Source organism: Lachnoclostridium sp. An181, assembly GCF_002160325.1.
Taxonomy (GTDB): Bacteria; Bacillota; Clostridia; order Lachnospirales; family Lachnospiraceae; genus An181.
The window spans coordinates 30,676-56,575 of sequence record NZ_NFKJ01000010.1 but is presented as its reverse complement, the minus strand read 5'-3'; the positions used below and the strand labels follow the sequence as shown (position 1 = coordinate 56,575).

The window sequence follows — 25,900 nt, the reverse complement described above, 5'->3', positions numbered from 1 at the left end:
AATGATGAGGAAAAGAAAAGGATATCCGGTATATCCGCTCACTGCTGCCCAGAAATTTCACTTCTTTTACCAGAACTACTGCCCGAAAAAAGAGGTGGTGAACATTGGAACGAGCTTGACGATCCAGGTGGAGCTTGACTGGGATGTGCTGAAAAAATCCATCTATAAAGCTTATGAAAGATGCGAATCCATGCGTCTGCGCTTTGCGCTTGACAAGGAAGGAACTTGTTATCAGTATGTGGTGGACAAAGAGGAAAGGGATATTGAGTACGTTGATTTTTCTGGAAAAACAATGGAGGAGGCAGAGGAGATCATGCGAGGGTGGACACAGGTACCGTTCAAACTTGAGGATTCTCCGATGAACCGGATCGTGATGATCCACACACCGGATGGATTCAACGGAATTTATCTTCTCGTGGACCACAAGACCATGGACGCACAGTCTTTGATCTGCTTTATGAAGGACATCATTGAGCTCTACTGCAATGAGATGTATGAGGGCGTACCTTATCCAAAGGATATGAGCTCCTACATTGAACAGTTGAAAAAAGACCTTGCCTATGAGGCAGGAAGCAAGGCACAGGAAAAGGATACGAAATTTTTTGAGAAGATCATTGAATCTTCCGAGCCGATCTACAATGGCCTGCGCGGTCCAAAACGCCTTCTGGATGCAAGAAAAGAGACGAAAAATCCAAATCTTCGGGCAGCGGTGGATGTGTCCGACTCTGTGGACTCTGCGCTTGACATCTTCCATCTGGAGGAGGAGCCTACAAAACGGTTGATGGAGTTTTGTGAGAAATATCACGTATCCCTTGTCTGTCTTCTGATGATGGGGCTGCGTACCTATTTCCAGAAGATGAACGGAAACGATGATGTGTCCATCAACTCAACCATTGCAAGGCGCGCCACACTCAAGGAAAAAAAGTGCGGAGGGACAAGGATCCATTCCTTCCCGTTCCGCACCATTATTTCCGAGGACAGAACTTTTTTGGATGGGGTCTATGAGATCCGTGAGAAACAAAACGAGATGTTTCGTCATGCCAACTATGATCCGGTTGCGTATTTTGCACACCGTGGCAAAGTTTATCCGCAGGAAAACGGGCGTACATACGAGCCGATGTCCCTGACTTATCAGCCGTTGACACTCAAGGAGAAGGGGCTGGATAAACTGGGAGATATCCGCTATAAAACCAAATGGTATCCCAATGGAGCTACGACACAAGGAATGTACCTTACCGTGATGCACAGACCGGATGACAATGGTCTGGATTTCAGCTTTGAACATCAGAAAAAAGCAGTGTCCAGGGAGGAGCTGGAGTACTTATATTATTACCTTTGCAGGATTATGTTCAAAGGTGTGGAGAATCCGGATCTGACAGTCGGTGATATCATCAAATTAGTTTAAGGAGAGAGGAAAGATGTACGAAAAATTAGTAAATATCATGTGTGAATATGTGGATGTGGAGCCGGAAAATATTCATCCGGAATCCAGGTTTATGGAAGATCTTGGATTTACATCCTTTGACTTTATGAGCATGCTTGGAGAAATTGAGGAAGAATTTGACATTGAAATCGAACAGGGCATGGCCGTGGATATCCGCACGGTGCAGGAGGCTGTGGATTACCTGGAAAAATTGACTGCATAGTGCAGAGAAAGGGAATTAAAGATGGTTTGCAGTACGATTCGTGAGATTTTAGTACGCACAGAGGAAGAATTTGGACAGGAAGATGCAGTGCGCTACAAAGTGGGGAAAAATGAGATTGAGGCCAAAAGCTATTCAGAACTTAGAAGAGACAGTGAAAGTTTTTCGCGTTCACTGGAAAGTCTTGAAGAGCAAGGCAGTCATATTGCCATAATCGGAATGACATCCTACACTTGGCTGTGCGCATATTTCGGCATTGTGAACGGTGGCAGCGTTGCAGTTCCTCTGGATGTGTCGCTGCCTGCAGAGGAGGCGTGCGAGCTTTTGGACAGGGCAGATGTGACAACGCTTGTGGTGGATGAAGTGCGGGGAGATGTGGCCGCACTCGCAAAAGAGAAGTGCCCGAAACTGAAATATATGATTTCCATGCAAAAAGAGACGGGAGATGAGAAGTCCTTTTCATTCTGGCAGCTTGTCCGTGAGAATAAAGGGAAACACGACTTCTGGCCAAAGCCGGACAATCTTTGTACTATTATGTTTACTTCCGGCACCACCGGAAAAAGCAAAGGAGTGATGCTGACGCAAAAGAATATGGCACAGAATGCGACGTGCCTGGATATGAAAATTCCTAAGCGAACAGTACTTCTTTCCGTACTTCCGATTCATCATGCCTATTGTCTTAGCATGGATATTTTAAAAGGGATCTCACTGGGCGCCGTAATCTGTGTCAATGACTCTTTGATGCGCGTGGCAAAAAATATGAAACTTTTCAAACCGGAGATGATATTGATGGTTCCCCTCATGATCGAGACATTGGCAAAGAAGATGGAGGATGTGTCCGGGCTGCCGAAAAAACTGGTGAAGAATATGATCTTTGGAAAGCAGTTCCATACCATCTGCAGCGGAGGGGCTTATTTAAATCCTGCGTACATTGACATGTTTGCAGAGTATGGCATCACGATTCTCCAGGGATATGGGATGACGGAGTGTTCTCCGGTCATCAGCAACAATGTAAGCTGGAATATCAAAAAGAAATCCGTGGGAAGGCTGATGCCAAACTGTGAGGCAAAGATCGTGGATGAAGAAATATGGGTGAGAGGCAGCAGCGTCATGCAAGGATATTACAAGATGCCAAAGGAGACGGAGGAGACACTTGAGGACGGCTGGCTTAAAACCGGGGATCTGGGATATGTGGATGAGGACGGCTTTCTGTTCCTTACAGGAAGGAAGAAAAACCTGATCATCACAAAGAACGGAGAAAATGTATCTCCGGAAGAGCTGGAGAACAAGCTTTCCGAGGCAAGGATTGTGCAGGAAGTTCTTGTAAGGGAAAATTTAGGAGTCATTGAGGCAGAGATTTATCCGGATTATGAGTATGTAAAAAAGAAAAAGATAAAGGATGTAAATCAGACGCTCCAGGATTTGATCGACGACTATAACAGGGGGGTGCCTGCTCATAAAAGGATTTACGGTTTGAAAGTAAGGGACACGGAGTTTGATAAGACGCCGTCAAAGAAAATAAAAAGATATTAACTATGAGAAGGTAAAAAGATGATGTGGAAATTTTTGTGGATTTCCCATCATCTTTTGATTTTATATGTGGAAAAAGACCTATAATACAGCTGGTTTTTACGTGTTAAAATTTCAATAGATTAAGTCCAACATGTTCATCAAAACATCGGTCTACTTCCCCGTCAATGATGCGAATCACCATTTCGCAGGTGGCGCTTACAACTGCCCGGTTTAAATGGCCTCCGAACACTTCCCCCTTTTCATTTCCAGCGCTCATGTGCACATGGGAATAGAATTCGCCGTTCATGGACGTGATGGTTCCGGTCAGGGAGACAATCTCAAAATCACCAAAGAATTCATTGGCGTGGTACTGTTTTTCCTCGGTTTTAAATACACCGACCGTGAATTCTCTTACTGCGCCAAGGGCGCTGATATCGGCGAGTCTTATCTTCTCTTTGAGGGCGATTTCTTTTAATGAATCTAAAATTTCTTCGCCTTTGTCGATTCTGGCGATGATGGTGTCTTTGAATTTTCTGTATTCCATATTTATTACTCCAATCCCAGGTTGTATAAGTATTCTGGCTATATTATAGGCGCGGAAAAGAGGTGTGTCAAATCATATCCTTTCGCAAGGTTGACCGCAGTGAAAAAACATTGACAAATAAAGGAAGAACAGGTAGACTGATAGCGCATATGAAAACGAAAAATCAATAGCTGTACAGATACAAACGTATGCATCTGCATACAGGAAGTCCGGTTAGATCCCGGCACAGCTTTATCCCTACTGTAATGAGGACGAAAGCCGTAAAACCACTGGGAAGATCCCGGGAAGGGCGGCGAGTAGGTTTGCACTTGAGTCAGGACACAAGTATCTGGGACGCACAAAAAAGAGTATCCGGAGGCATAAAGCGGATGTCTATTTTTTGTACCTTTTTTTCGGTTATGACAGGAAAAAACTGTTATAAGAGATGCAGATCAATGCCGGAAGATGGCGAAAGAAAAAGAAAGGAAAAGAGGAGACTATGAGAGCAGCAAAAAAAATGTTAAGACAAATGAGCGTATTCCTGCTGATGTTTGTCATGGTGATCGGTGTGATGACAGTGACTGTCAATGCAAATGCAGAAAAAACACCGCTTGGCCATGTGGTGGTCAGTGTGGAAAAATTTTCAATCGGACAGGGATATATGGCAGAGCCCATGATCGTGCCGTTTTATGAGGATACCAACGGAGCAGGACTGCTCATGCAGGTGTTGGAGGCGAACGGATTAGAGGCAAGTTATACCGGAAAGATTGAGAGCGGATTCTATTTAAGTTCCATCAAAGATACAAACGGGGACAGAACTGCCATATTCAATAACACCATAAAAAAAGTAATGGAAGACGATGGGGTGACACCGGACAATCCAAGAGAGTCAGACAATCTGGGAGAGTTTGACTACACATTCGCGTCCGGATGGCTGTACACGATTGACAATGTAAGGGCAGGATATGGGCTTAGCGATCTGACTCCACAAAATGGGCTGACGGACGGAAGTGTTCTCAGACTGCAGTTTTCCGCATATGGTTTTGGCGCTGACTTAGGTATCGACAATGGGGGATATGGGGAATATCTGCCGGTTGTGGACAGGGATGAACTGACAGCCCTGATCGCGCAGACAAAAGATAATTGGGAAGTTTTAAGCGCAAATCAACAGGTCATGGCAGCTTATGAGAAAGCAGTGGAAGTGATTTCCAACACAGAAAATGATTCAAACGTGACACAGAAGGCTGCCGAAACTTTAAAAAAGGCGCTTGAGGACGCGGCAAAACCGGATACAGAAGAACTGATCCAGACAGTAAAGTCCAAGATCGCACAAAAGTATGTGGGAACATTGAGTCCATGGGGAATCATTGATGCGTGCGGAGACAACAACAGAGATGCCCTGACGTCAAAAGAAGAATTTTTGCAGTCAGCGCTTGGAATTTTTAAACAAGATTCCCCGCTTGCCACGGATATAGAAAAATATATTATGGCAGTCAGCGCTCTTGGGGTGAATGCAAGGGCTGTACCGGACGGGGATCATACATTTGATGCTATAGAAAAAATGGCTCAGGTGTTCAACTCTGTTTACAATGAAGAAACACAGAGCATTGCGGTCAATTCCCTGATTTTTGCGCTGAATGCTTATGACAGCGGGGCATATGAGATTCCAAAGGAACAGGAAATCAACACAAGGGACGGTCTTATCCGTCTGATCCTTGACAAGCGCAAAGAAGACGGAGGATGGGCGTTCTACGGATCAAAATATGACCCGGATATGACGGGGATGGCTCTGCATGCACTGGCTCCGTACTATACTGCATCCAGCGCAGAGGAAGCCGGAATCGAACAGGAAACCTATCAGGCTGTCAAAGCAGCAGTCGATCAAGCGGTATCTGTATTGGCAAATGCATATCAGGAAAACGGAACATTTGGTGGAAGAAGTGCAAATTCTAACAGTCTTGCGATTGTGATGGCAGCGTTCCATGCACTTGGCATTGATTCCCATGAGGATCCAAGGTTGATCAAAGACGGTGTGAGCGCAATGGACAGCCTTTTGACCTTTGTGGTGGATACACAGGACGGATTCAAATGGATGTTGTCCAATAGTTCGGAAAATGCCATGGCCACGGAACAGGGCTACATGGCCTTGATCTCTTATGTGAATATGAAAGAGACAGGAAAACCTTACAATATCTATAACTGTGGCGTAAAGATCATTCCCCCTTTGAAAGTGGATGTAACAGGAGTTGTACTCGACAAAGACAGCGCGGTTGTGGAAGTGGGAGAAAGTCTTAAGCTGAATGCATCCATTTTCCCGGAAAATGCAACGAACAAAAATCTCATCTGGACGAGCAGCAATGAAAACGTTGCCACTGTGGATGCAAACGGATTTGTAAGCGCAGGAAGAATTGCAGGGGAGACTGTGATCACTGTGACAACAGAAGATGGAGCATTTTTCGCATCCTGCAAGATCCAGGTGAAGAATACAGCGCTTGAAAATGCGAAAGATACAGCATTAAAAGAAATCAATGATTACAAACATGCAGATGATTACAGACAGGCAGAAAAAGAACAGTTAAAAGTGATCATTGAAGATGCATCCAAAAAGATTGCAGGTGCAGTATCGGAAGAAGAAATAAACAGCATTGTAGAAAATGCCAAGACACAAATGGACAAATTGAAAACGGATGTGCAGTGGAAGGAAGAAGGAAACAAAACAGTCGTCAATAAAGAGTACGGTGCATCCATCAAAGGAGAGGACATCAGGGAAGGGATGGACCTTCAGGTTTCTCCTTTGAAAGTGACGGATGCGGCGGTAAAAGCAATGCAGAGGGAAATCCCTTCTACACAGGCGTTGGTAAGTCTTTATGAATATCAATTGCTGGATCATGGAAAAGAGGTAACGCTTACAGCGCCTGTAACACTGACGTTTCAGGTGGATGAAAAGTATAACGGAATGGAGCTTGAGGTACTTCGATGGGCGGATGGAAAGGTAGAAAAGCTCTACGGAAAAGTAGAGAACGGCATTCTTAGTGTGACAACAGATAAACTGGGAAGTTTCGCGGTTGTCGTGGATGCACAGACGATAAAACAGCCTTCAGGAACGGATGAGAGAACTCCTGTTACAAAGGGCGATGCAAGTGTGACCAAACAGACACAGACAAAAAACAAAACAATGTCATCCATAAAAACCGGGGATGAAAGTCAGGCGATGTTGTTTATTTTGATGGCAGGAGCCGCGCTTTTGACGGTGTTGTCAAAAAGAAGAAAAGCGCTGTAAATCTTTTTTGATTGTAGGGGGAAATGATGAAAAAAAGAAATCAAAGAGCAGCAGCCCTGACATTGGGAGTGCTGCTCGCAGCAGGAAATCTATTTTCAGTGTTATCTGTCAGTGCCAAGGATGAGTCTGCCAACAGTCAGGTCATTACAGGGACAAAAGACATTCCAAGTGCAGAAGGTGTAACAGGGACCAGTGATCTTTCTGACTTGGAAACCGTGACAGGCACGAGGGAACCTTCCATAGAGGAAGGGGAGGAGTCCTTGGGAAAATACGGGGAAAGGCAGGCCATGAGCGCTGCCATGGCAAAAGAGTATCTGGATCAGATATCCGCCTATATCCTCTCCACTGTGGAGAATCCGGTATGCTCTTCCACAGGAGGGGAATGGGCCGTTTTGGGCCTGACAAGGTACGGCACCATTACAGAGACATTCAAACAGAAATATTTGAACAATCTGTACGATTATATTGAAGAAAAACACGGCGTATTGTCCACAAATAAATATACGGAATACTCCAGAGTTGTCTTGGCTCTCACAGCCCTTGGGGAAGATGTACGCGATGCATCCGGCTATGATCTTCTATCTTGGCTTGCAAGGCTGGAAAAGGTGTGTTTCCAGGGCGTAAATGGGCCAATCTGGGCGCTGATCGCTCTGGACTGCGGGGATTATGAAATTCCAAAGTTGGATGAAAGCGAAAAGAAGAGCTATACACAGTCCACAAGAGAAAATCTGATCAGAGCTATTCTGGATGGAAGAAATGAACATGGACTTTGGGAGAGCAGCGGGGCCGAGGCTGACATGACAGGAATGGCACTGCAGGCTCTGGCAAATTATTATGACGGTGAACACCCGGAAGTCGTGGAAACAGTAGACCAGGTTCTCCTTCAATTGTCTGCCATGCAAAACGAAGACGGCAGTTATGGCAGCATTGAGAGCGATGCACAGGTACTCATCGCCATGACGGCGCTTGGCATTTCCGTGGAAGATGGCAGGTTTGTCAAAAATGGCCATACAGTGCTGGATGGAATGATGAGCTATTATCTTGGAGAAGGTGCGTTTGAGCATGTGCACTCCGAAGGAGCAGATGCGATGGCCACGGAGCAGGGGATGTGCGCGCTCACTGCCTATTACCGTTTTATCACAGGAGAGAATTGGCTGTATGATATGAGCGATGTAGAGAGGACGCAGAAGCCTGCCATCACAGAAGAAGAATTTTTAAGAAGGGTAGCTGCACTGCCGTCCCAAGTTCACATGGATGACAAAGAGGAAATCGAATTTTTGTTAAGGGAACTAAAGCGTCAGAGCTCGCTCAAGAACCCGGAAGATATAAGAAAAAAATTAGAAGATTTCAAAAAACAGACAGAGGATCTGGAGCGGACAATAAAAAAACTGGACGAAGATATTTGGAGCAGGATCGATCCGCTAAAGATCGACCTGACAGAAAAGGTCATGATAGAAAGCCTGAAAAAGAGGTATGATAGTCTGGACGACAAAGACAGAAAATATGTGACATACAGACAAGATCTTTTCCGGGCAGTGTCGATCATCGGAAGTATTCAAAAAGGAATGCTCCCAAAGGAAGTTTTTGAAAACATTGCCACAACCGGCGATACATTTTGGTATCACGGCGTGATCGAAGGGGAATATTCCTACACAATCTCGATCCATGGAAAGAAAGTGGAAAATAAGGCGGATATGAAAGCTGGTATCACATCCGGGAATAAAGTCGCAGTGATGATGGAAGGAGCCAAGTTTGCCTTTTCCATGGATCAGGAAGGTGCACTTCCGTCAGAGGTCACACTTGCCATTCATACGGACCTTTTGGATGGGACGTATTATGTGTACCGGAGAAATTTGGATACCAATGTCATGAAAGCGATGGAAATGGTGGAGATAAAGGGAGGAATCGTACGTTTTTCCACTAAAGCCGGAGGAGACTTCCAGCTTGTACCAAGGGAAAGTGTAGAGGCATCTGCCAACCCGTCTTTTGCGGTATACCAAATGGGAGAAACAAAAAAAGAACAGCCAAAGGCACCAGTGCAGGTACAGCGCATCCACTCTTTTGATGCGGACAAAGAGGGAAAAACGAAAGAACTGACAGTGACAGGGAATGTCATAAAAAAAGAAGAGTTCGACAAGATAAAAGGGAAAGACGAAAATTATAAGGCTGTCTGCAAAATGGAGGACGGAAAAGAATACAGCTTTACGTTTCATGGCGCGGATATCAAGACTCCAAAAGATTTTCAAACAGGCCTTTCTTTTGACAGTGAACACAAGGAGGAAGTTGCAAAACTGACGGAAGACTTTGTCCTTTTGCAGTTTGAACAGGAAGGAGAGTTTCCAGGAGAAACGCTTGTGGAGGTCCAAGTGGACAAAGAAGATGGAGAGTATCTGTTGTTTTATTATGACGACGAAAAGATGCAGGCAGAATATATCCAGAAAGTGGAAATAAAAGACAAGAAGACGAAATTTATTATCGCAAAAGGCGGAGACTATTTTATTGCGAAACGGTCAAAGACAGGTTCCCTAAAAGAACAGCAAAACGAGATATCCGGGACGGAAACGATAGAGAAGGCATCTGTGGTTCCGAATTTAAAAAGTGATAAGGAAAACCCATATGCATGGGGAATCGTATCGGGCGCGGCCGGCATTGGTATTCTTGGCGGAATTTTGCTGTTTGTATTTGGAAAGAGGCGGAATAGATCATGAAAAAGATAATGAAGATGATTCTGATAGGTATGGTGTTTTTGTTTGTGCTTGGAGGCTGCCAGACGCAGAAACTGGACGGCGGGGTGCAAAAGAAAACAGAAGATGTAAAAGAGCAGAGCACCAAACAGGAACCCGATGCAAATCAGGAAGAGGACTATTTTGATGTATCCGATGCCCGGCAAGACGAGGTTGACTATTCCAAGTATCAGGACAAAAAGGACGGCTCCAAAAGCACTGGGGAAGAAAATCCTTATGTCACCTACAGTGACGGCGCAGACACGAAGGAAGATCAGTATCAGACAGAGTCTGTTCCGGAGGGGAAACCAAATCCTGTAGAGCCGGATGAAGTGGAGATCAATAAGGAAAAGGAATACACCTGCTATCTTACGATTTCCTGCAGCGTACTTTTGGATCATATGGATGCGCTCCCACAGGAAAAGCAAATGCTGGTGCCGGATGACGGTGTCATCTATGCAAAAAAGAAAGTGAAGTTTTATGAAGGAGAGAGTGTGTTTGATGTGCTCAAAAGAGAGACACAGAAAAAGAGGATCCATATGGAATCCTCTTTCACGCCAAAATACAACAGTGCGTATGTTGAGGGAATCAACAATCTGTATGAATTTGACGCCGGAAGATACTCCGGATGGCTCTACAAAGTCAATGGCTGGTATCCGAATTACGGGTGCAGCAGATATCTATTAAAAGACGGCGATGTGGTAGAGTGGCAGTATACTTGCGATGGCGGAAGGGACGTAGGAAGAAACTGATGAGGAACGACACATTTTCCACTTACCACCCAGTGATCAATTTTACATATTTTATACTTGTGGCGGGGCTTTCGATGTTTGTCATGCACCCTGTATTTTTGGGGATTTCCATGACAAGTGGATTTGCATACTATGTGTACTTAAAGGGGAAAAAAGCGCTGAGGACAATGATCTGTTTTTTCGTGCCAATCTTTTTGCTCTCATCCATCGTCAATCCGCTTTTCAACCACAAGGGGATGACGCTGCTTTTCTATCTGAAATCCGGGAATCCAATCACCCTGGAATCCATCCTTTACGGTCTGGCTGCAGGAGTGATGATCGTCAGCGTGCTTGCCTGGTGTTCCTGTTATCAATGTGTGATGACTTCCGATAAATTTATCTATCTTTTTGGAAAGCTCATCCCGGCGCTGTCCTTGCTTTTGGCAATGGTCCTTCGGTTTGTGCCAAAATTTTCAGCTCAGATCCACAAAGTTTCCGATGCGCAGAAATGTATCGGGAGAGATGTATCGAACGGGAAACTGCCTGCAAGGCTGAAAAAGGGGATGAAGATTCTTTCGATCATGGTCACATGGGCGCTGGAAAATTCCGTGGAGACAGCGGATTCCATGAAGGCAAGAGGATATGGACTTCGGGGACGTACACAATTTTCTGTCTACAGATTTGACTCCAGAGATAAAATGATGTTTGCGGGAATGGCAGCGGCAGGGATTTTCCTTGCCGTCATTCTCATTTTTAAAAAGATTTTTGTTTATTATTACCCGATCCTGGTTCTGAATGAACATACGGCTCTGGCCCATTTGGCATACTGTGTGTACGGGCTGTTCTGTTTCCTGCCTCTTGCGGTGAATATTGTGGAGGATATAAAATGGCATTATTTGAAATCAAAAATTTAACATTCCGGTACCCGGAAACCAAATTTGACGCATTAAATGATATCAATCTTGTGATTGAGAAGGGCGAGTTTGTGGTCATCCTTGGGAAATCAGGGTGTGGGAAAAGCACGTTGATCCGGCACTTGAAAAGTACGCTTGTCCCATATGGCAAGCGAAACGGACAAATTTTGTATTTGGGTCAGGAGTTAGGAGAAGTCTCTGCGAGAGTGCAGGCAGGAGAAATTGGATATGTCATGCAAAGTCCGGATAACCAGATCGTGACAGATAAGGTATGGCATGAATTGGCATTTGGCCTGGAAAATATGGGATACGAAAAAAAACGTATCCGCCTTCGGGTCGCGGAGATGGCCAATTATTTTGGCATTCAGAATTGGTTTTCCAAAAATGTGGAGGAGCTCTCAGGCGGACAAAAACAGCTTTTGAACCTGGCTTCCATTATGGCCATGCAGCCAAAGGTGCTGATCCTGGATGAGCCTACTTCCCAGCTGGACCCGATTGCAGCCGGGGAATTTTTGGCTACCATAAAAAAGATCAATACAGAGCTTGGGACAACGATCGTGATCGTGGAGCACCGCCTGGAAGAAGTATTTCCAATGGCAGATAAAGTGCTTGCCCTGGAAAACGGAAAGCAGCTTTGTGTTGGAACGCCAAGAGAAGTGGGGAAAAAACTGGCTGGTCATGATCTGTTCCACGCAATGCCAAGTCCGGTGAAAATATACAATGGGACCGGACAGACAGGAGAGTGTCCTCTGACGGTGAGGCAAGGACGCACTTGGCTTGACACATATTTTGAACCTGAAAAAGAAGAAAGAACCAAAAAAGAGGACAGAGGAAGGCTTTTCAAAAAGAAACAAGGACCTTTTGCAGTCGAGGCAAAGGAAGTATGGTTCCGGTACGATAAAAATCTTCCGGATGTGGTAAAAGATTTGTCCATGCAGGTGCGAAGAGGCGAGCTGTACTGTATGCTTGGGGGAAACGGAACCGGAAAGACAACGACATTATCGCTCCTGGCAGGATTAAAGCGTGCGTACCGCGGGAAAATTTTTCTGTGTGAAAAGGATATCCGAAAAATAAAGGATAAGGAGAAGTTCTGGCATTTTCTTGGCATGCTGCCCCAAAATCCGCAGACACTTTTTGTTGGGAACACATTGGAAGAAGATCTGTGGGAGATGAAGGAAGGACTGCCGTTTGTTGGAAAAGAAGAATTTCTGAAACGTATGCGCATGGTGGTGGAAGATACGGAAATTGCCCATCTTCTTAAGATGCATCCTTATGATCTGAGCGGAGGGGAAGGGCAGCGGGCCGCCCTGGCAAAAGTCCTTCTTTTGGAACCTGAAATTTTATTGTTGGATGAACCGACAAAAGGACTGGATGGGTTTTATAAACAAAAACTAGCTGCTATTTTTGATCGGTTAAAAAGCAGAGGGGTGACGATTTTGATGGTTTCCCACGACGTTGAATTTTGTGCGTCCTATGCAGACACCTGTGCCCTGTTTTTTGACGGAAACATTGTGGCGGCAGAAAAGACAAAAGAATTTTTTGCAGGAAACAGTTTTTATACGACAGCTGCCAGCCGGATGGCAAGACACCTTTTTCCGGAGGCAGTGACAGTGAAGGATGTGATTGAAACATGCAGGAAAAACAGGCGGCAGGAATAGACACAAGGGCAATGCTGCCCATCCTCACAGCAATCTTTGCGGCTGCGGTGCAATTTCTGCCATGGTTCTCTCTCCCAAAACTGAAATACACGGGAGCAGATACAGCATATACCATCTGGAATTTCGAGAAGATGATCCAAACCCTTCAGGCGGGCGCGGACGATCCAAGAGGAATTCCCATGACACTGTTTTCCAAAGGCCAGATAAGCAGACTTTCCTGGAGCGCAGACATCTTGTGCATATCAGCCGTAGTGGTGACTGTTTTTGCCATTGCGGCTGCGTGTCTGGCCTACCGGAAGAAAAAGAAGTCGGCCGGATTTGTAAGAGTGGTATTTGGCGGCTTTGCTGTGCAGTCGATGGCCATTTTCGCAGAAATCGTGTGGATGAATCATCTTTTAAATGGACAGATGGGAAGGAGTACGGATTTTTTTACACTGACGATCCAAAGCAATATACAGGCAACCGCATATCCATGGGCAGTGTTTGTGCTATCGATCGTGATGGGTCTTTTTGCCGGAAAACTTTTAGATACCAAGAGAGAGGAAAAGGGGTATGAGCTTTTGGCAAGGAGCCAAAAGCCGGATAAGGGACTTTCCCGCAGGACAAAAGTGGCGGCCGCCCTCATTCTTTTGGCTATTCCGTTCACGCTTTTTGTTGGTATCTTTTTTCTGAATGACAGGAATGAAGATTTTATTGCACTTTGTATCATTGAGCTTGCCATGGTCCCGTTTTGCATGATATTTGAGGGGAGAAGACCGCAGGCAAGGGAAATCGTAGTGATTGCGGTGATGTCCGCTTTGGCGGTCAGTGCCCGCCTTGCATTTTTTATGCTGCCGCAATTTAAACCGTCCGCAGCTATCATCATTATAACCGGGATTGCTCTGGGAGCTGAGGCTGGATTTCTTACGGGAGTGCTGACCGGATTTGTCTCCAACTTTTTCTTTGGTCAAGGGCCGTGGACGCCCTGGCAGATGTTCGCTTTTGGCATCATTGGATTTCTGGCAGGACTGATCTTTGCAAGAAAGAGGGGAAGAGGGAAACTGTTCCGGCTTTGGACTTGTATCTATGGAGGAGTATCTGTACTGTTTATCTATGGGGGGCTCATGGATACGCAGTCCGTATTCATGAGCTCTCCAAAGTTTTCAAAAGAAGTATTTCTGGCCTATTACATCAGTGGATTTCCGTTTAACCTCATCCACGCAGCCTGTACAGTGGTCTTTTTGTTTCTTCTCCTGGAGCCAATACTTAGAAAACTGGAGCGTGTCAGGAAGAAGTATGGCTTGGCCGAGCCGTAGACAATTTAAGACAAACGATACACAATAATCGCTTACTGATTGCGATGTTCCATGCCCCATATGCATAACTGGTCTAATACTGCCATAAGAGAGTGACCTTTCTCAGAAAGGGAATACTCAACTTTAGGCGGGATTTGTGGATATACCTTGCGGATAATTAAATTGTCGGTTTCCAATTCTTTTAAGTTCTGGCTCAAGGTTTTATCTGATACCTTTTTTAAATAGCGTTGCATTTCATTAAATCGAACAGGTTCATACTCCATCAAGCAGTACAGAATAATGGGTTTATATTTGCCTGCTATAAGAGAGAGCGTATAACTATAACCAGTATCGTCAAAATTGGCGTTTTCTATATCTTTTTTACTCAAATCACTTACCTCTAAGAAAGTACCTTACATTTATGTGGGTACTTTTATTTTACTCGGTGCCATGATATCATATATTCAACTGAAAAGCAATAAAATTAGGAGGCTGATACGATGAGAAAAGATATTAAAACGACAGAAGCTATTTTTCCAATGCCTGTGTTGATGGTAGCAACTTACAATGAAGATGGCAGTGTCAACGTGATGAATGCTGCTTGGGGAACCATGCTGGAAAGAGACCATGTGATCCTGAATTTAACTGAAACACATAAAACTGTTCAGAATATTAAAGAACGGAAGGCATTTACTGTGAGCATTGCAGACGTTTCACACATGATTGAGGCAGATTATTTTGGTGTGGTATCTGGAAATAAAACACCTAATAAATTTGCAAACAGTGGATTGACAGCTTTAAAATCCGAACATGTCGATGCTCCTATTATACAGGAATTCCCTCTGTGCATGGAATGTGAATTTATTGAATATCAGGGTGGCAAATATGGATGCGGTGTTATCGGAAAAGTCGTAAACACAACTGCTGATGAGATGGTCATGGATGGTGATAAGGTTGATATCTCAAAAGTTGATGCGATAGCCTTTGATCCTTATACGCACGGTTACTATAAAGTCGCAGAAAGAGTTGGTGAGGCGTTTAAAGACGGGTTTCAGCTGAAAAAATAATTTTGGGGTGAAATGCATAAAACACAAAGTAAAAGTTACGGTGCCTGATAAAAAACTGTATCCGGTATTGCAGCAAGAGTATTGTGCCGAGCCAAATACGATTGCGGGTGAGCCTAAAATGCCGTTCTGTACATTGGTTCGAAATAATCCGTGCTTTTAGTACTATATAAGTGTAAGAGATAAAGCATATCATTAGTGCTTTATCCTCTGCACTTATTTTTTTTCTATAGGAAAATCCTTTGGACTCCCCTATAGAATAAAAGCCCTCCGGGCAGGATGCACACGCCGCAATAATGTATTTTACCGCTCTGTGGTATTGAGGCGGCGCGCAAAGTGGAGGGCCCCTCATGAATGAGGAGGAGGGGGAGTTGGAGAGGTTCCGGCGCCCAAACGGATAGCAGAGAGTAAAAGACATCAAAGACTGTTCTAATCAGGTTTACTGCCCGGATTGGTTCAAAATAGCCCTCAAAAAGGGTATTTTTTTGTCACAGGAAAGACGGATATTTCCTTTTTCGAATTAACTGCAAAAGTGCGTTGCGTATAAACGATAATAGGGAGAAAAGAAAATCAAAATCAACCAAATTTATGCAATTTAAACTAAAATCATTCACTATATTTGTGGATTAATTTGATTGATTTTGAATGAATTTGAAAGTATAATAAAAACAGAAATTGAACAGGGAGGGAATGACATGATTTATACAGTTACCTTTAATCCTTCGCTGGATTATATTGTTTCTGTGGATGACTTTCAGCTTGGACTTACAAACCGGACCAGCTTTGAAAAAATCTATCCGGGCGGCAAAGGAGTCAATGTATCTATTGTCTTGAAAAATCTGGGGCTGGAAAGTACGGCACTTGGATTTGCGGCAGGATTTACCGGAGATGAAATTATCCGGCAACTGAAAAGTATAGGGATCAAAGCAGAATTTATTCCTGTTGACAAAGGCATCTCCAGAATCAATGTGAAATTAAAGTCCATTGAAGGAACAGAAATCAACGGGAGCGGACCGGATATCAGCGAGGAAAAAGTGGAGATGCTCATGCGCAGGCTGCATAGCTTAAAGGAGGGGGACACCCTGGTGCTTGCGGGCAGTATTCCTCCTTCCATGCCGGATGATATTTATCAGGAAATACTGAATGTATTGGAGGGAAAAGGAATCCAGGTGGTGGTGGACGCCACAAAGGAGCTTCTCACCAAGGTGCTGAAATACCATCCGTTTCTTATTAAACCAAACAACCATGAGTTGGGAGAAATTTTTCACGTAAAGTTGAACACAAGGCAGGAAGTAATCCCGTATGGGAAAAAACTGCAGGAGATGGGGGCCAGAAATGTGCTTGTCTCCATGGCAGGTGAGGGGGCAGTGTTGATTGCAGAAGACGGAAAGATTTTTATGTCCCAGGCTCCGAAAGGAAAGCTGATCAATGGAGTAGGGGCAGGAGACTCCATGGTTGCAGGATTTCTTGCAGGATGGATGGAAAAACAAAACTATGAACATGCATTTTATATGGGGCTGTCCGCGGGAAGCGCCAGTGCTTTTTCCGAATATCTGGCCTCAAAGGATGCGGTGATGAGTGTGTATAAACAGGTTATGAAGGAGGAGAAAAAGGATGAGAATTACGGATTTGCTGGATAAAAGGAGTATCTCTCTGGATGCTGCACCAAAATCCAAAAATGAGGCATTGGATCAGATCGTGGAATTGATGGTCAAAAGCGGAAAGATTGAAGACAAAGAGGCCTATAGAGCGCAGGTTTATGCAAGAGAGGAGGAGAGCACCACAGGAGTGGGCGAAGGAATTGCCATTCCTCATGGAAGATGCGATGCAGTGCGAAGACCAGGTCTGGCAGCTATGGTCATAAAAGACGGGGTGGACTTTGACGCTCTGGATGGAAAACCTGTCACGTTGATGTTTTTGATCGCGGCTCCGAATACAAAAGACAATGTTCACCTTGATGTGCTGAGCAAATTGTCCGTATTGATGATGGATGAGGAATTTGCCCAAAATCTGCGGAACGCAAAGACAGTGGATGAGTTTATGGAGATTGTCGACAAAGCAGACAATGAGAAACAGGATATTGACGAACGGCTTGCAGATACAGGTTCTGCAGTTCAAAGCCAGGTAAAGATTCTGGCAGTGACCTCCTGTCCTACCGGGATTGCCCACACGTATATGGCGGCTGAGGGAATTGAAAAGGCGGCAAAGGCAAAAAACTGTTTTGTAAAAATTGAGACAAGAGGTTCCGGAGGGGCCAAAAATGTGCTGACAGCAAAAGAAATCGAGGAGGCCGACTGCATCATCGTGGCTGCGGACGCACAGGTGCCGATGGACCGTTTTGACGGCAAAAAGGTGATTATCTGTCAGGTGTCAGACGGGATCAGCAAGGCAGATCAATTGCTGGAGAGAGCGGTTTCGGGAGATGTCCCTGTGTATCATGGAGAAAATAAAGAAACAGCGCAGATAAAAGAAGGCAAGTCAGGTTCCGGAGTGGGGCATAGGATTTATACTCAGCTGATGAACGGGGTTTCCCATATGCTGCCGTTGGTAGTGGGCGGCGGTATACTGATCGCCATTGCATTTTTGATCGATGGTCTGTGTGTGGACATGAGTACTCTGGCACCGGAACAAAGAGCAAACTTCGGGACTATTACCGATGCGGCGGCTCTGTTTAAAAATATCGGTGATACTGCATTTGGGTTTATGCTTCCGGTGCTGGCAGGATTTATAGCCATGGCCATCGGAGACAGGCCGGCGCTGGCATTGGGGCTTGTGGGCGGTATGATGGCATCAGGCGGTAAATCCGGTTTTCTTGGAGCACTGGTGGCAGGATTTGTGGCGGGATATCTGATCCTGGGGCTTAGAAAGCTCTGCGAGAAACTACCGCAGGCCCTTGAAAAGATTGCGCCGGTCTTGATCTATCCGGTTGTGGGAATTCTTGTCATGGGGCTTTTTATGACCTTTATCGTGGAGCCGGTGATGGGCGGAATAAACACTGGATTAAATCATGCATTGACAGGAATGGGCGATTCCAGTAAAGTGTTTTTAGGATTGATTCTTGGCGGTATGATGGCGATCGATATGGGAGGACCGTTTAACAAGGCTGCGTATGTGTTCGGAACAGCGGCGATCGCTGCTGGCAACTATGACATTATGGCAGCAGTCATGATCGGAGGTATGACCCCTCCTTGTGCCATTGCGCTGGCAACCCTTCTTTTCAAAGACAAATTTACAAAAGAGGAGAGAAGTACAGGACCTACCAACTTTATTATGGGGCTGGCATTTATTACAGAAGGTGCGATTCCGTTCGCTGCCTCTGACCCGTTTCACGTCCTTCCGTCCTGCATCATTGGTTCTGCGGCAGCGGGGGCATTATCTATGGCCTTCCACTGTACGCTGATGGCACCACACGGGGGGATCTTTGTATTCCCGGTTGTTGGAAATGCAGTAATGTATCTACTGGCTCTTGTAGTCGGAACGGTTGTGTCAGCGGTCCTGCTTGGAATCTTAAAGAAAAAAGTAGTTTAAGGGAGGATACGTATGCTGTCGGAACAAAGATACGATGTAATATTAAAACTTTTGGAAGAAAAAAAGAGTATTACTGTGGCAGAGGTTAAGGATTTGCTGCACACATCAGAATCAACGGTGAGAAGGGATATTACAACGCTTCACAATGCCGGCAGACTGGTAAAAGTCTTTGGCGGAGCTGTGGCGGCAGATAAAAACTATACTGCATATGAACCTACAGTGGCGCAGAAGACAGAAGTAAATAAAGAAGAAAAATTTTTGATAGCCAGATATGCAGCCGCACTTATCGGGACAGAGGATTTTATCTACCTGGATGCGGGCACCACTACCGGGTATATGCTCGAGTATGTGAAAGAGACTCATGCATGTTTTGTGACCAATGCGGTGGCACATGCCCAGAAATTAGCGGCAAAAGGTATCCGTGTCATTTTAGTGGGAGGAGAGCTGAAAAGTTCTACGGAAGCAGTCGTGGGCAGCCAGGCTGTGGAGACATTGAGACAGTACCATTTTACAAAGGGCTTTTTTGGTGCCAATGGCATCAGCAAGAAGGCAGGGTTTACCACACCGGATGCAAATGAGGCACTGATAAAGAAAGTTGCCATGGAGCAGTGTAAGACCAGGTATGTGCTCAGCGACCATTCCAAGTTTGGAGAGATCAGTTCTGTCACCTTTGCTCCGTTTTTGGGAGCAGAGATACTGACGGACAAAGCTGTGGATGGATATGAGGAATGTAAGAATCTTACTGTAGTGGACAGGTGATCTTCAGAAAAAGAAATAAAGAGAAAACAGCCGGCTTGGAGTATTTCCAAACCGGCTGTTCTGTTATTGAATTCCAAGAGAAGCTGCATCAACCTCTGTATATCCGGAGAAGTCAGGCAATGTAATGGAAACTTCTTCGCCCGGATTATTGACAGTAGAGTCCACGGTCAAATTCATGTCAACGGTTTCACCTTCTGCCTCCATGGAGAGAGTCATATTTACTTTGGCCAAAGTATAATATCCGTCTTTGTTGACCGTATAACTTCCATCAACCTTTTCGATATTCATATTCACACCGTCTGTGACACCCTCAAGAGAAGACAATGCTTGTTTTACATAATCATTCATGGATTCCGGGTCCGCCACAAAATCAATCACATAGCTGTCTCCCTCTTTTTTGGCAGTCATTTTTTCCATACTGTCAACAGAGAGGGTGCTTGTATCTACATTCTGTTGAATCTGGCTGACAATTCCATCCATATCGTAAGCGTACTTGATATTTTGCCCAAGCTGGCTAAGATAACAGTAGCCATCGGTGTAGTACATAGTCATCTCTACACTCTCACCGGACATATCCATGGTTGTTTTGGCGTAGTAAGTAAGAGAATCTGTGTTCATTCCGCTCACTTTTGTGTCCATGGAAGTGGTGAAGTCCATGGACTCTTCGCCTTGTGAAAAAGACATCTTTACAACAGAAGTCATATCACTGCTTGTAAGCGCGCTGTTTTTCTCCACAGCCTCCTTATAAATCTTCTTTGCATCCAGCTCCTTTGTGGTGTCTTTGCCGGAATCCTTGGATCCGCATGCACAGAGTGCAAATGCCATTGAGACAACAAGTAAAAAAGCAGTTAATTTTTTTAGTTTTTTCATAAGCTTTCCCTCCCGTTTGTAAATAAAATGTTTTTATCATTATATAGGAATATTACTATCAACACAAGAGTTCTTGTGTAAAAGAAAGAAAAAAAGTTAATAGAATCAAAAATAACTGAAAATAACAAATGCCAAAGTGAGGAGGCATTCTATGAAACATTGACGAAACGAATCTATTGTCCGCAGTTTCAATGTTCCTATATAATATCTTTATTTTGTGGTATACTTACAAAAGATATGAAAAAAATCAGGAGCAGAAAATGATTGGAGAAAAAGAGTTTTTAAGACAATATAACATTTCAGAAGAAGAGTTTCTAAAAGCAGATATAAGCTGGGGACTTTTGGAAGAGATTGAGAGAGATTACATTGCAAAAGAAAATCACCTGCGGGAGATAGGAAAAGATTTTGTGGATGATTATCTCTATGATATCGAACGTGCAGGGATTCATTCTTACCGCTACAGGGTGAAAGACCCGGGACATCTTCTTGAAAAGATCATTCGAAAAAAACGGGAGCGTCCTTCACAGTTTACAGGTCTTCACAGCGACAACTATCACAAATATGTGACAGATTTGATTGGAATCCGTGTTTTCTTTTTGTACCGCGAGGACTGGATCCATTTTCACAAATACATTACATCTGTGTTCGAAAACGACCCAAATCAGTATGTAAAAGACAGAATGAAAGACTTTGACGAGGATGAGACTCATTTTTATATTGCAGAGCGGCCAAAGGTGTACAGAAGGACGGGGGATTCGAGAATTTATGACGAGAATCTCATTGAAATCCGCTCAGATGGAATCTACCGTTCCCTGCACTATATCATCAAGTATAAAGGATATTATATCGAGATTCAGGGTAGGACGCTTTTTGAGGAAGGCTGGAGCGAGATTGACCATGACATTGTATATCCATATTTTAAAGATGATGAAATGTTGACGGATTTTTCAACACTGTTAAACCGGTTGTCCGGGATGGCGGATGAGATGAGTTCTTATTTCAGAAGGATGCGCAATATCAAAGAAAAAATAGACAAAAAAAAGGAATGAAATTTGTATAGTAAAGCGGATTGACTTGATTTTGTAAAGTGGATATACTAATAAGGCAAACCAAAAGAATCATGATTAAAATGATGGAGGAAGATTATGAAACGGAAAGCCTTATGGAAGAAAGTATTGAGTCTGTCATGTGCAGCAGCAGTGACTGCAACGACAATTATCGGGGCAGCGGGCACGATGCAGGTAAAAGCTGCAGACATGAGTAAGGTGGAGGATTTTGCAAACATTCTCAATGTGTATGCAAACCCGGAGGAAGTGCTCTATGGAACATACAGCACAAACAAGTACAACAATTTTGCGGATTTGGGTGCATGGCACGGATATTATCTGCATGAAAAGGATGCGACAAATCTGTACGGTGGATTTGCAGGTCCGGTCATCATTGCAGAGGAATATCCGGTGAACTTATCCGGAGCGATCAGCAAGATTGTTATTTCCGACAAAGATGGAAATGTATACGATTTAGCAAAAGCAAAGGCGGAAGGGACATATTATCCTGGAAAGCTTGTGCAGACATATGAGCTGGATGCATTTAAAGTAAAATTGGAACTTGTCTATGGAAGTGACCGCACAGCATTGATCCGGACGACCATTGAGAATAAGACAGATGCAGATCTGGAGCTTGACATTGCTTGGACAGGCGATATGTATACACAGTTTGGATATTCTGACAGCAACGAGGGACGCACGAAAATGGGCAACAGCCTTGTAGCTACAGAGGACGGAGTACAGGCTGATTTCCAGACAATCCGTTCTACCTGGTGGTATATGACAACCGATGAAAATAAATTCAATATCAGACATTCCGAAGAAATCAGCACAACGGTGGATGAGCAGAAGGATTCTTATGAGACAAAAATGACAGAACCGGTTGTCATCAAAAAAGGTGATTCCTATCAGACCTATGAGACGCAAAGCTGGACCTTTACAAAAGCAGAGGCAGAGGAAGAGGCAAAAAAATCAGCTGACATGCTGAAAAATGCAGATAAATATTTCAAAGATAATGAAACACGTTGGCAGGGCTACCTTGACAAGACATTTGAAGGTAGAGCAGCCACCGGGGATGCATATAAAAAAGCAGCAGTGAAATCTATTGAGACGTTGATGACAAACTATAGAAGTGCGGCAGGAGCTCTTAAACACGGTGGTGTTGTTCCGTCTATGTCCTACCAGTATTTTATCGGACTCTGGGCATGGGATTCCTGGAAACAGGCAGTTGGAACCGCAGCTTTTGACGGAGAGATCGCAAAAGAAAATGTCCGCTCTATTTTTGACTATCAGATTACAAAAGATGATGAGGTCAGACCTCAGGATGCAGGTGCAATTGTAGACTGCATTTTCTATAACCAAAACGAGGCAAGAGGCGGAGATGGTGGAAACTGGAACGAAAGAAACTCCAAGCCGGCACTTGCAGCATGGGCGGTATGGAATGTGTACAAGCAGACAGGAGACAAAGAATTTTTGGCAGAAATTTATCCGAAGCTTGTCGCTTATCATAACTGGTGGTATACAAACAGGGATGTTGACCAGAATGGTATTGCAGAATACGGCGCAATGGTGGATGAACTCCATTATCAGTATAATGATGATGGTACCATCAAGACAGATGAAAACGGAAATAAACTGTTTGATGAGGAGGCAATCATTGAAGCGGCAGCCTGGGAGAGCGGTATGGACAATGCGACAAGATTTGACCAGGAAGGAAACGGAGAAGGGGACATCGGGGTTCATGTATTTGAGAACAAGGATAAGGCTGGAAATGTAGTCGGATACTCCATTAACCAGGAGTCTGTGGATCTGAACGCATATCTCTATGCGGAAAAAGGATTCTTAAAATCCATGGCAGAGATTCTTGGAAAGACGGATGATGTCAAGAAATATGAAGAAGAGGCTGCTTATGTGCGCGACTATGTAAACAATAAAATGTTTGATGATGAGACAGGATTCTATTACGACCTGCAGACCAATGCAGATGGTTCCGAGAAGAAACTGCTCGTAAACCGCGGCAAAGGAACAGAAGGCTGGATTCCGCTCTGGGCAAAAATGTCACCTCAGGACAAAGCGGACAAAGTAGTGGAAAATATGGTGGATGAAAATAAATTCAATCTGTACATGCCATTTCCTACAGCATCCAAAGACAATGACAAATTCAGTCCTGAAACATACTGGAGAGGGCCGGTGTGGATGGACCAGGCAATGTACGGTGTAGAGGCACTCCAGAACTACGGTTTTGATAAAGAGGCAAAGACAATGGCTTACAAACTCTTTGACCACGCCCAAGGCCTTTTGGGAGACGGACCGATTTGGGAAAATTACAGTCCTTTGACCGGAAAAGGACTTCACAGCAAAAACTTCAGCTGGTCAGCAGCGTCCTTCTATTCCCTTTACAGAAATACGCTTGCAGGAAACACAACCACAAGCCAGGAAGGATTTGCAATTCCTGATACTGAGGGAGAAGGAGATAATACAGAACTGAAAGCTGCAAGGAAAAAGCTTGGAGATGCGATCAAGCAGGCTGAGTCTTTGAAAGCAGAAGACTATACGAAAGAATCCTTTGCAGTGTTTGAGAAAGCCTTGAAAGAGGCAAAGGCAGTTTATGCCAATGAAAATGCCACAAAAGAAGAGCTGGAAGAAACATATAAAAATCTGACAGACGCACAGAATGCTCTCGTGCCTGTAGATAAGAAAGAAAACGAAAAGAATCCTTCTAAAGACAACGGGAAGGGCACTCCGACAACCGGAGACAGTACAAATGCAGCCGGAATGATCATGCTTGGCATGGGCGCTTTAGCGGTACTTGCTGCTAGAAGAAAGAGATAAAAAGCGGGCAAAAGGATGTCAAAAAAGAGATGGTTTTGGCATCCTTTTTCTTTGCTTAAATAAAGGATTTATACTATAATATAGACAGTGAGAATAAACAGGGAGGATGATACATCATGGGTTACGAAAAACTGGACAAACGGATGTTGGAATTAAAGGATGAAATTTTTGCATCTGTCAAAGAAAGTGTGGCAATCTTGAGTGTCAAAAGCGAACCGAAAGAAGGCGCACCATACGGAGAAGAAATTCAAAAAGCATTGGTACATACTCTGGAATTGGGGAAAAAATTAGGCTTTAAAACCGGAAATGTGGATAACAGAGTTGGATGGATAGAATACGGAGAAGGCGAAGAGATGGTCGGAGTGCTCGGACATCTGGATGTTGTGCCTCTTGGAGAGGGATGGGAACACGATCCGCTGGGATGTGAAGTTGTGGACGGCAAGATGTACGGACGGGGCGTAGTGGATGACAAAGGGCCTACCATCGCAGCCATCTACGCTATGAAGGCAATCAAAGATCTTGGTCTGCCAATTGAAAGGAGAATCCGTGTACTCTTTGGAACAGATGAAGAGAACGGCTCTTCCTGTGTGAAACATTACATTGCAAACGGAGGAGAAAAGCCAACGGTAGGTTTTACCCCGGATGCAGAGTATCCGGTGATCTTCTGCGAGAAGGGCCAGATGTTCTGGGAAATCGAAAAAGAAGTGACCGAAAAACCTCGTGTAAATGTGATTTCCATCAAAGGCGGGACAGCAAAAAATGTGGTGACGCCAAGCTGCACTATGATTGTGGAAGGAGATTTTGATTTCCCGCAAAAAGATGGTTTCATTGTCACAAAAGAGAATGGAAATACGATCATTGTCTCAAAAGGAAAGGGAGCGCACGGCAGCCTTCCGCATCTTGGAGTAAATGCGGCAATCCAGCTGTTTACAGTGTTGAAAGACATGGATCTTGGCGGTGACCTGCAAAAGATGATCGATTTTGTCATGGACAAGATCAACTTGGAAACAAAAGGAGAATCCCTTGGAATCTGTTATGAAGACGAGGAGACAGGAAATACAAGCCTGACACTTGGTGTTGTGGATTATACGCCGGAAAAAATCTTCTTTACACTGGATATCCGCTATCCAAAGAATGCAGATGCAGGCCTGATGGAGGAGAGGGTAAAGAAAGCAGCAGCGGAATATACACTTGGCGCAAGAATTGAGCAGACAGGAAAATTGGTCTATGTGCCGAAGGATTCTGAGCTTGTACAGAAACTGATGAAGGTCTATAAAGAGGAGACAGGAAGAGATGACGAACCGATCGCTATCGGAGGAGGAACCTATGCCAAGGCGTTTGACAACATGGTGGCATTTGGACCGATATTCCCGGGAGAGCCGGATGTGATCCATCAGCCGAATGAATATGGAGAAGTGGACAGCCTTATGAAGTCATTCCAAATTGTGGCGGCAGCCATGTATGAACTTGCAAAGAAATAAAAGACAGCACGATAGTGTAACCTCAGAAATGTTATGCCCTCTGTCAAGGAGACAGGGGCATA

The 25,900-nt window shown here is 44.4% G+C and carries 19 protein-coding genes and 1 riboswitch; of the genes, 16 read left to right on the top strand and 3 right to left on the bottom strand.

Features of this window, described 5'->3' with window-relative positions:
* Positions 1–4: 4 nt before the first annotated feature.
* From B5F18_RS07745 to B5F18_RS07735, 3 genes are read left to right on the top strand one after another with little or no spacing between them, the layout of a single operon-like run.
* Positions 5–1,405, top strand: a complete 1,401-nt coding sequence (locus tag B5F18_RS07745) for a condensation domain-containing protein (protein WP_087157154.1) — start codon at positions 5–7, stop codon at positions 1,403–1,405.
* A 13-nt stretch (positions 1,406–1,418) separates the two neighbouring features.
* Entirely contained in the window at positions 1,419–1,646 is a 228-nt protein-coding gene (locus B5F18_RS07740; protein WP_087157111.1) for an acyl carrier protein, read from the top strand.
* Positions 1,647–1,667: 21 nt separating this feature from the next.
* Entirely contained in the window at positions 1,668–3,176 is a 1,509-nt protein-coding gene (locus B5F18_RS07735; protein ID WP_087157110.1) for an AMP-binding protein, read from the top strand.
* A gap of 103 nt (positions 3,177–3,279) precedes the next feature.
* Here B5F18_RS07735 and B5F18_RS07730 read toward each other — a convergent pair whose 3' ends face one another.
* The gene (locus tag B5F18_RS07730) at positions 3,280–3,699 is read right to left on the bottom strand and encodes a PPC domain-containing DNA-binding protein (RefSeq protein ID WP_087157109.1); all 420 of its coding nucleotides are present in this window, start codon (positions 3,697–3,699) and stop codon (positions 3,280–3,282) included.
* Between the two features lie 203 nt (positions 3,700–3,902).
* A riboswitch (cobalamin riboswitch) is annotated at positions 3,903–4,021 on the top strand.
* Between the two features lie 156 nt (positions 4,022–4,177).
* On the opposite strand from B5F18_RS07730, the gene B5F18_RS07725 reads away from it, so the two are divergent.
* From B5F18_RS07725 to B5F18_RS07700, 6 genes are read left to right on the top strand one after another with little or no spacing between them, the layout of a single operon-like run.
* Positions 4,178–6,958, top strand: a complete 2,781-nt coding sequence (locus B5F18_RS07725) for an Ig-like domain-containing protein (RefSeq protein ID WP_162607564.1) — start codon at positions 4,178–4,180, stop codon at positions 6,956–6,958.
* Positions 6,959–6,984: 26 nt separating this feature from the next.
* Entirely contained in the window at positions 6,985–9,666 is a 2,682-nt protein-coding gene (locus tag B5F18_RS07720; protein ID WP_087157107.1) for a hypothetical protein, read from the top strand.
* On the top strand, positions 9,663–10,433 hold the full coding sequence (locus tag B5F18_RS07715) for a DUF4430 domain-containing protein (protein WP_087157106.1): 771 nt from the start codon (positions 9,663–9,665) through the stop codon (positions 10,431–10,433). Before B5F18_RS07720 ends, B5F18_RS07715 begins: the two co-directional genes overlap by 4 nt.
* Entirely contained in the window at positions 10,433–11,326 is an 894-nt protein-coding gene (locus tag B5F18_RS07710) for an energy-coupling factor transporter transmembrane component T (RefSeq protein ID WP_087157105.1), read from the top strand. Before B5F18_RS07715 ends, B5F18_RS07710 begins: the two co-directional genes overlap by 1 nt.
* Complete coding sequence (locus B5F18_RS07705) at positions 11,299–12,984, top strand: ABC transporter ATP-binding protein (RefSeq protein WP_087157104.1); 1,686 nt, start codon at positions 11,299–11,301, stop codon at positions 12,982–12,984. Before B5F18_RS07710 ends, B5F18_RS07705 begins: the two co-directional genes overlap by 28 nt.
* Positions 12,957–14,279: an ECF transporter S component gene (locus tag B5F18_RS07700; protein ID WP_087157103.1), complete on the top strand. Its 1,323-nt coding sequence runs from the start codon at positions 12,957–12,959 to the stop codon at positions 14,277–14,279. The genes B5F18_RS07705 and B5F18_RS07700 overlap by 28 nt, the downstream gene beginning before the upstream one ends.
* A 32-nt stretch (positions 14,280–14,311) precedes the next feature.
* Here the strand turns inward: B5F18_RS07700 and B5F18_RS07695 are convergent, their stop codons facing one another.
* Entirely contained in the window at positions 14,312–14,647 is a 336-nt protein-coding gene (locus B5F18_RS07695; protein WP_087157102.1) for a winged helix-turn-helix transcriptional regulator, read from the bottom strand.
* A gap of 111 nt (positions 14,648–14,758) precedes the next feature.
* On the opposite strand from B5F18_RS07695, the gene B5F18_RS07690 reads away from it, so the two are divergent.
* The 4 genes from B5F18_RS07690 to B5F18_RS07670 all read left to right on the top strand — a co-directional run bounded on the left by B5F18_RS07690 (position 14,759) and on the right by B5F18_RS07670 (position 19,609).
* Positions 14,759–15,325: a flavin reductase family protein gene (locus B5F18_RS07690; protein ID WP_087157101.1), complete on the top strand. Its 567-nt coding sequence runs from the start codon at positions 14,759–14,761 to the stop codon at positions 15,323–15,325.
* A gap of 692 nt (positions 15,326–16,017) precedes the next feature.
* On the top strand, positions 16,018–16,962 hold the full coding sequence (gene pfkB, locus B5F18_RS07680) for a 1-phosphofructokinase (RefSeq protein ID WP_087157100.1): 945 nt from the start codon (positions 16,018–16,020) through the stop codon (positions 16,960–16,962).
* On the top strand, positions 16,937–18,850 hold the full coding sequence (locus B5F18_RS07675) for a PTS fructose transporter subunit IIABC (protein WP_087157099.1): 1,914 nt from the start codon (positions 16,937–16,939) through the stop codon (positions 18,848–18,850). Before pfkB ends, B5F18_RS07675 begins: the two co-directional genes overlap by 26 nt.
* Before the next feature lie 12 nt (positions 18,851–18,862).
* Positions 18,863–19,609: a DeoR/GlpR family DNA-binding transcription regulator gene (locus tag B5F18_RS07670; RefSeq protein ID WP_087157098.1), complete on the top strand. Its 747-nt coding sequence runs from the start codon at positions 18,863–18,865 to the stop codon at positions 19,607–19,609.
* A 63-nt stretch (positions 19,610–19,672) separates the two neighbouring features.
* Here the strand turns inward: B5F18_RS07670 and B5F18_RS07665 are convergent, their stop codons facing one another.
* Positions 19,673–20,479: a DUF6612 family protein gene (locus tag B5F18_RS07665; RefSeq protein ID WP_087157097.1), complete on the bottom strand. Its 807-nt coding sequence runs from the start codon at positions 20,477–20,479 to the stop codon at positions 19,673–19,675.
* Positions 20,480–20,739: 260 nt separating this feature from the next.
* Here B5F18_RS07665 and B5F18_RS07660 point away from each other — a divergent pair, with 260 nt between their 5' ends.
* The 3 genes from B5F18_RS07660 to pepV all read left to right on the top strand — a co-directional run bounded on the left by B5F18_RS07660 (position 20,740) and on the right by pepV (position 25,838).
* The gene (locus tag B5F18_RS07660) at positions 20,740–21,528 is read left to right on the top strand and encodes a RelA/SpoT domain-containing protein (RefSeq protein ID WP_087157153.1); all 789 of its coding nucleotides are present in this window, start codon (positions 20,740–20,742) and stop codon (positions 21,526–21,528) included.
* Positions 21,529–21,624: 96 nt separating this feature from the next.
* Positions 21,625–24,357: an alpha-glucosidase gene (ygjK, locus tag B5F18_RS07655; RefSeq protein WP_087157096.1), complete on the top strand. Its 2,733-nt coding sequence runs from the start codon at positions 21,625–21,627 to the stop codon at positions 24,355–24,357.
* A 116-nt stretch (positions 24,358–24,473) separates the two neighbouring features.
* Positions 24,474–25,838 (top strand): dipeptidase PepV, encoded by a 1,365-nt coding sequence (pepV, locus tag B5F18_RS07650; RefSeq protein WP_087157095.1) that lies wholly within the window; start codon positions 24,474–24,476, stop codon positions 25,836–25,838.
* The last annotated feature ends 62 nt before the right edge of the window (positions 25,839–25,900 follow it).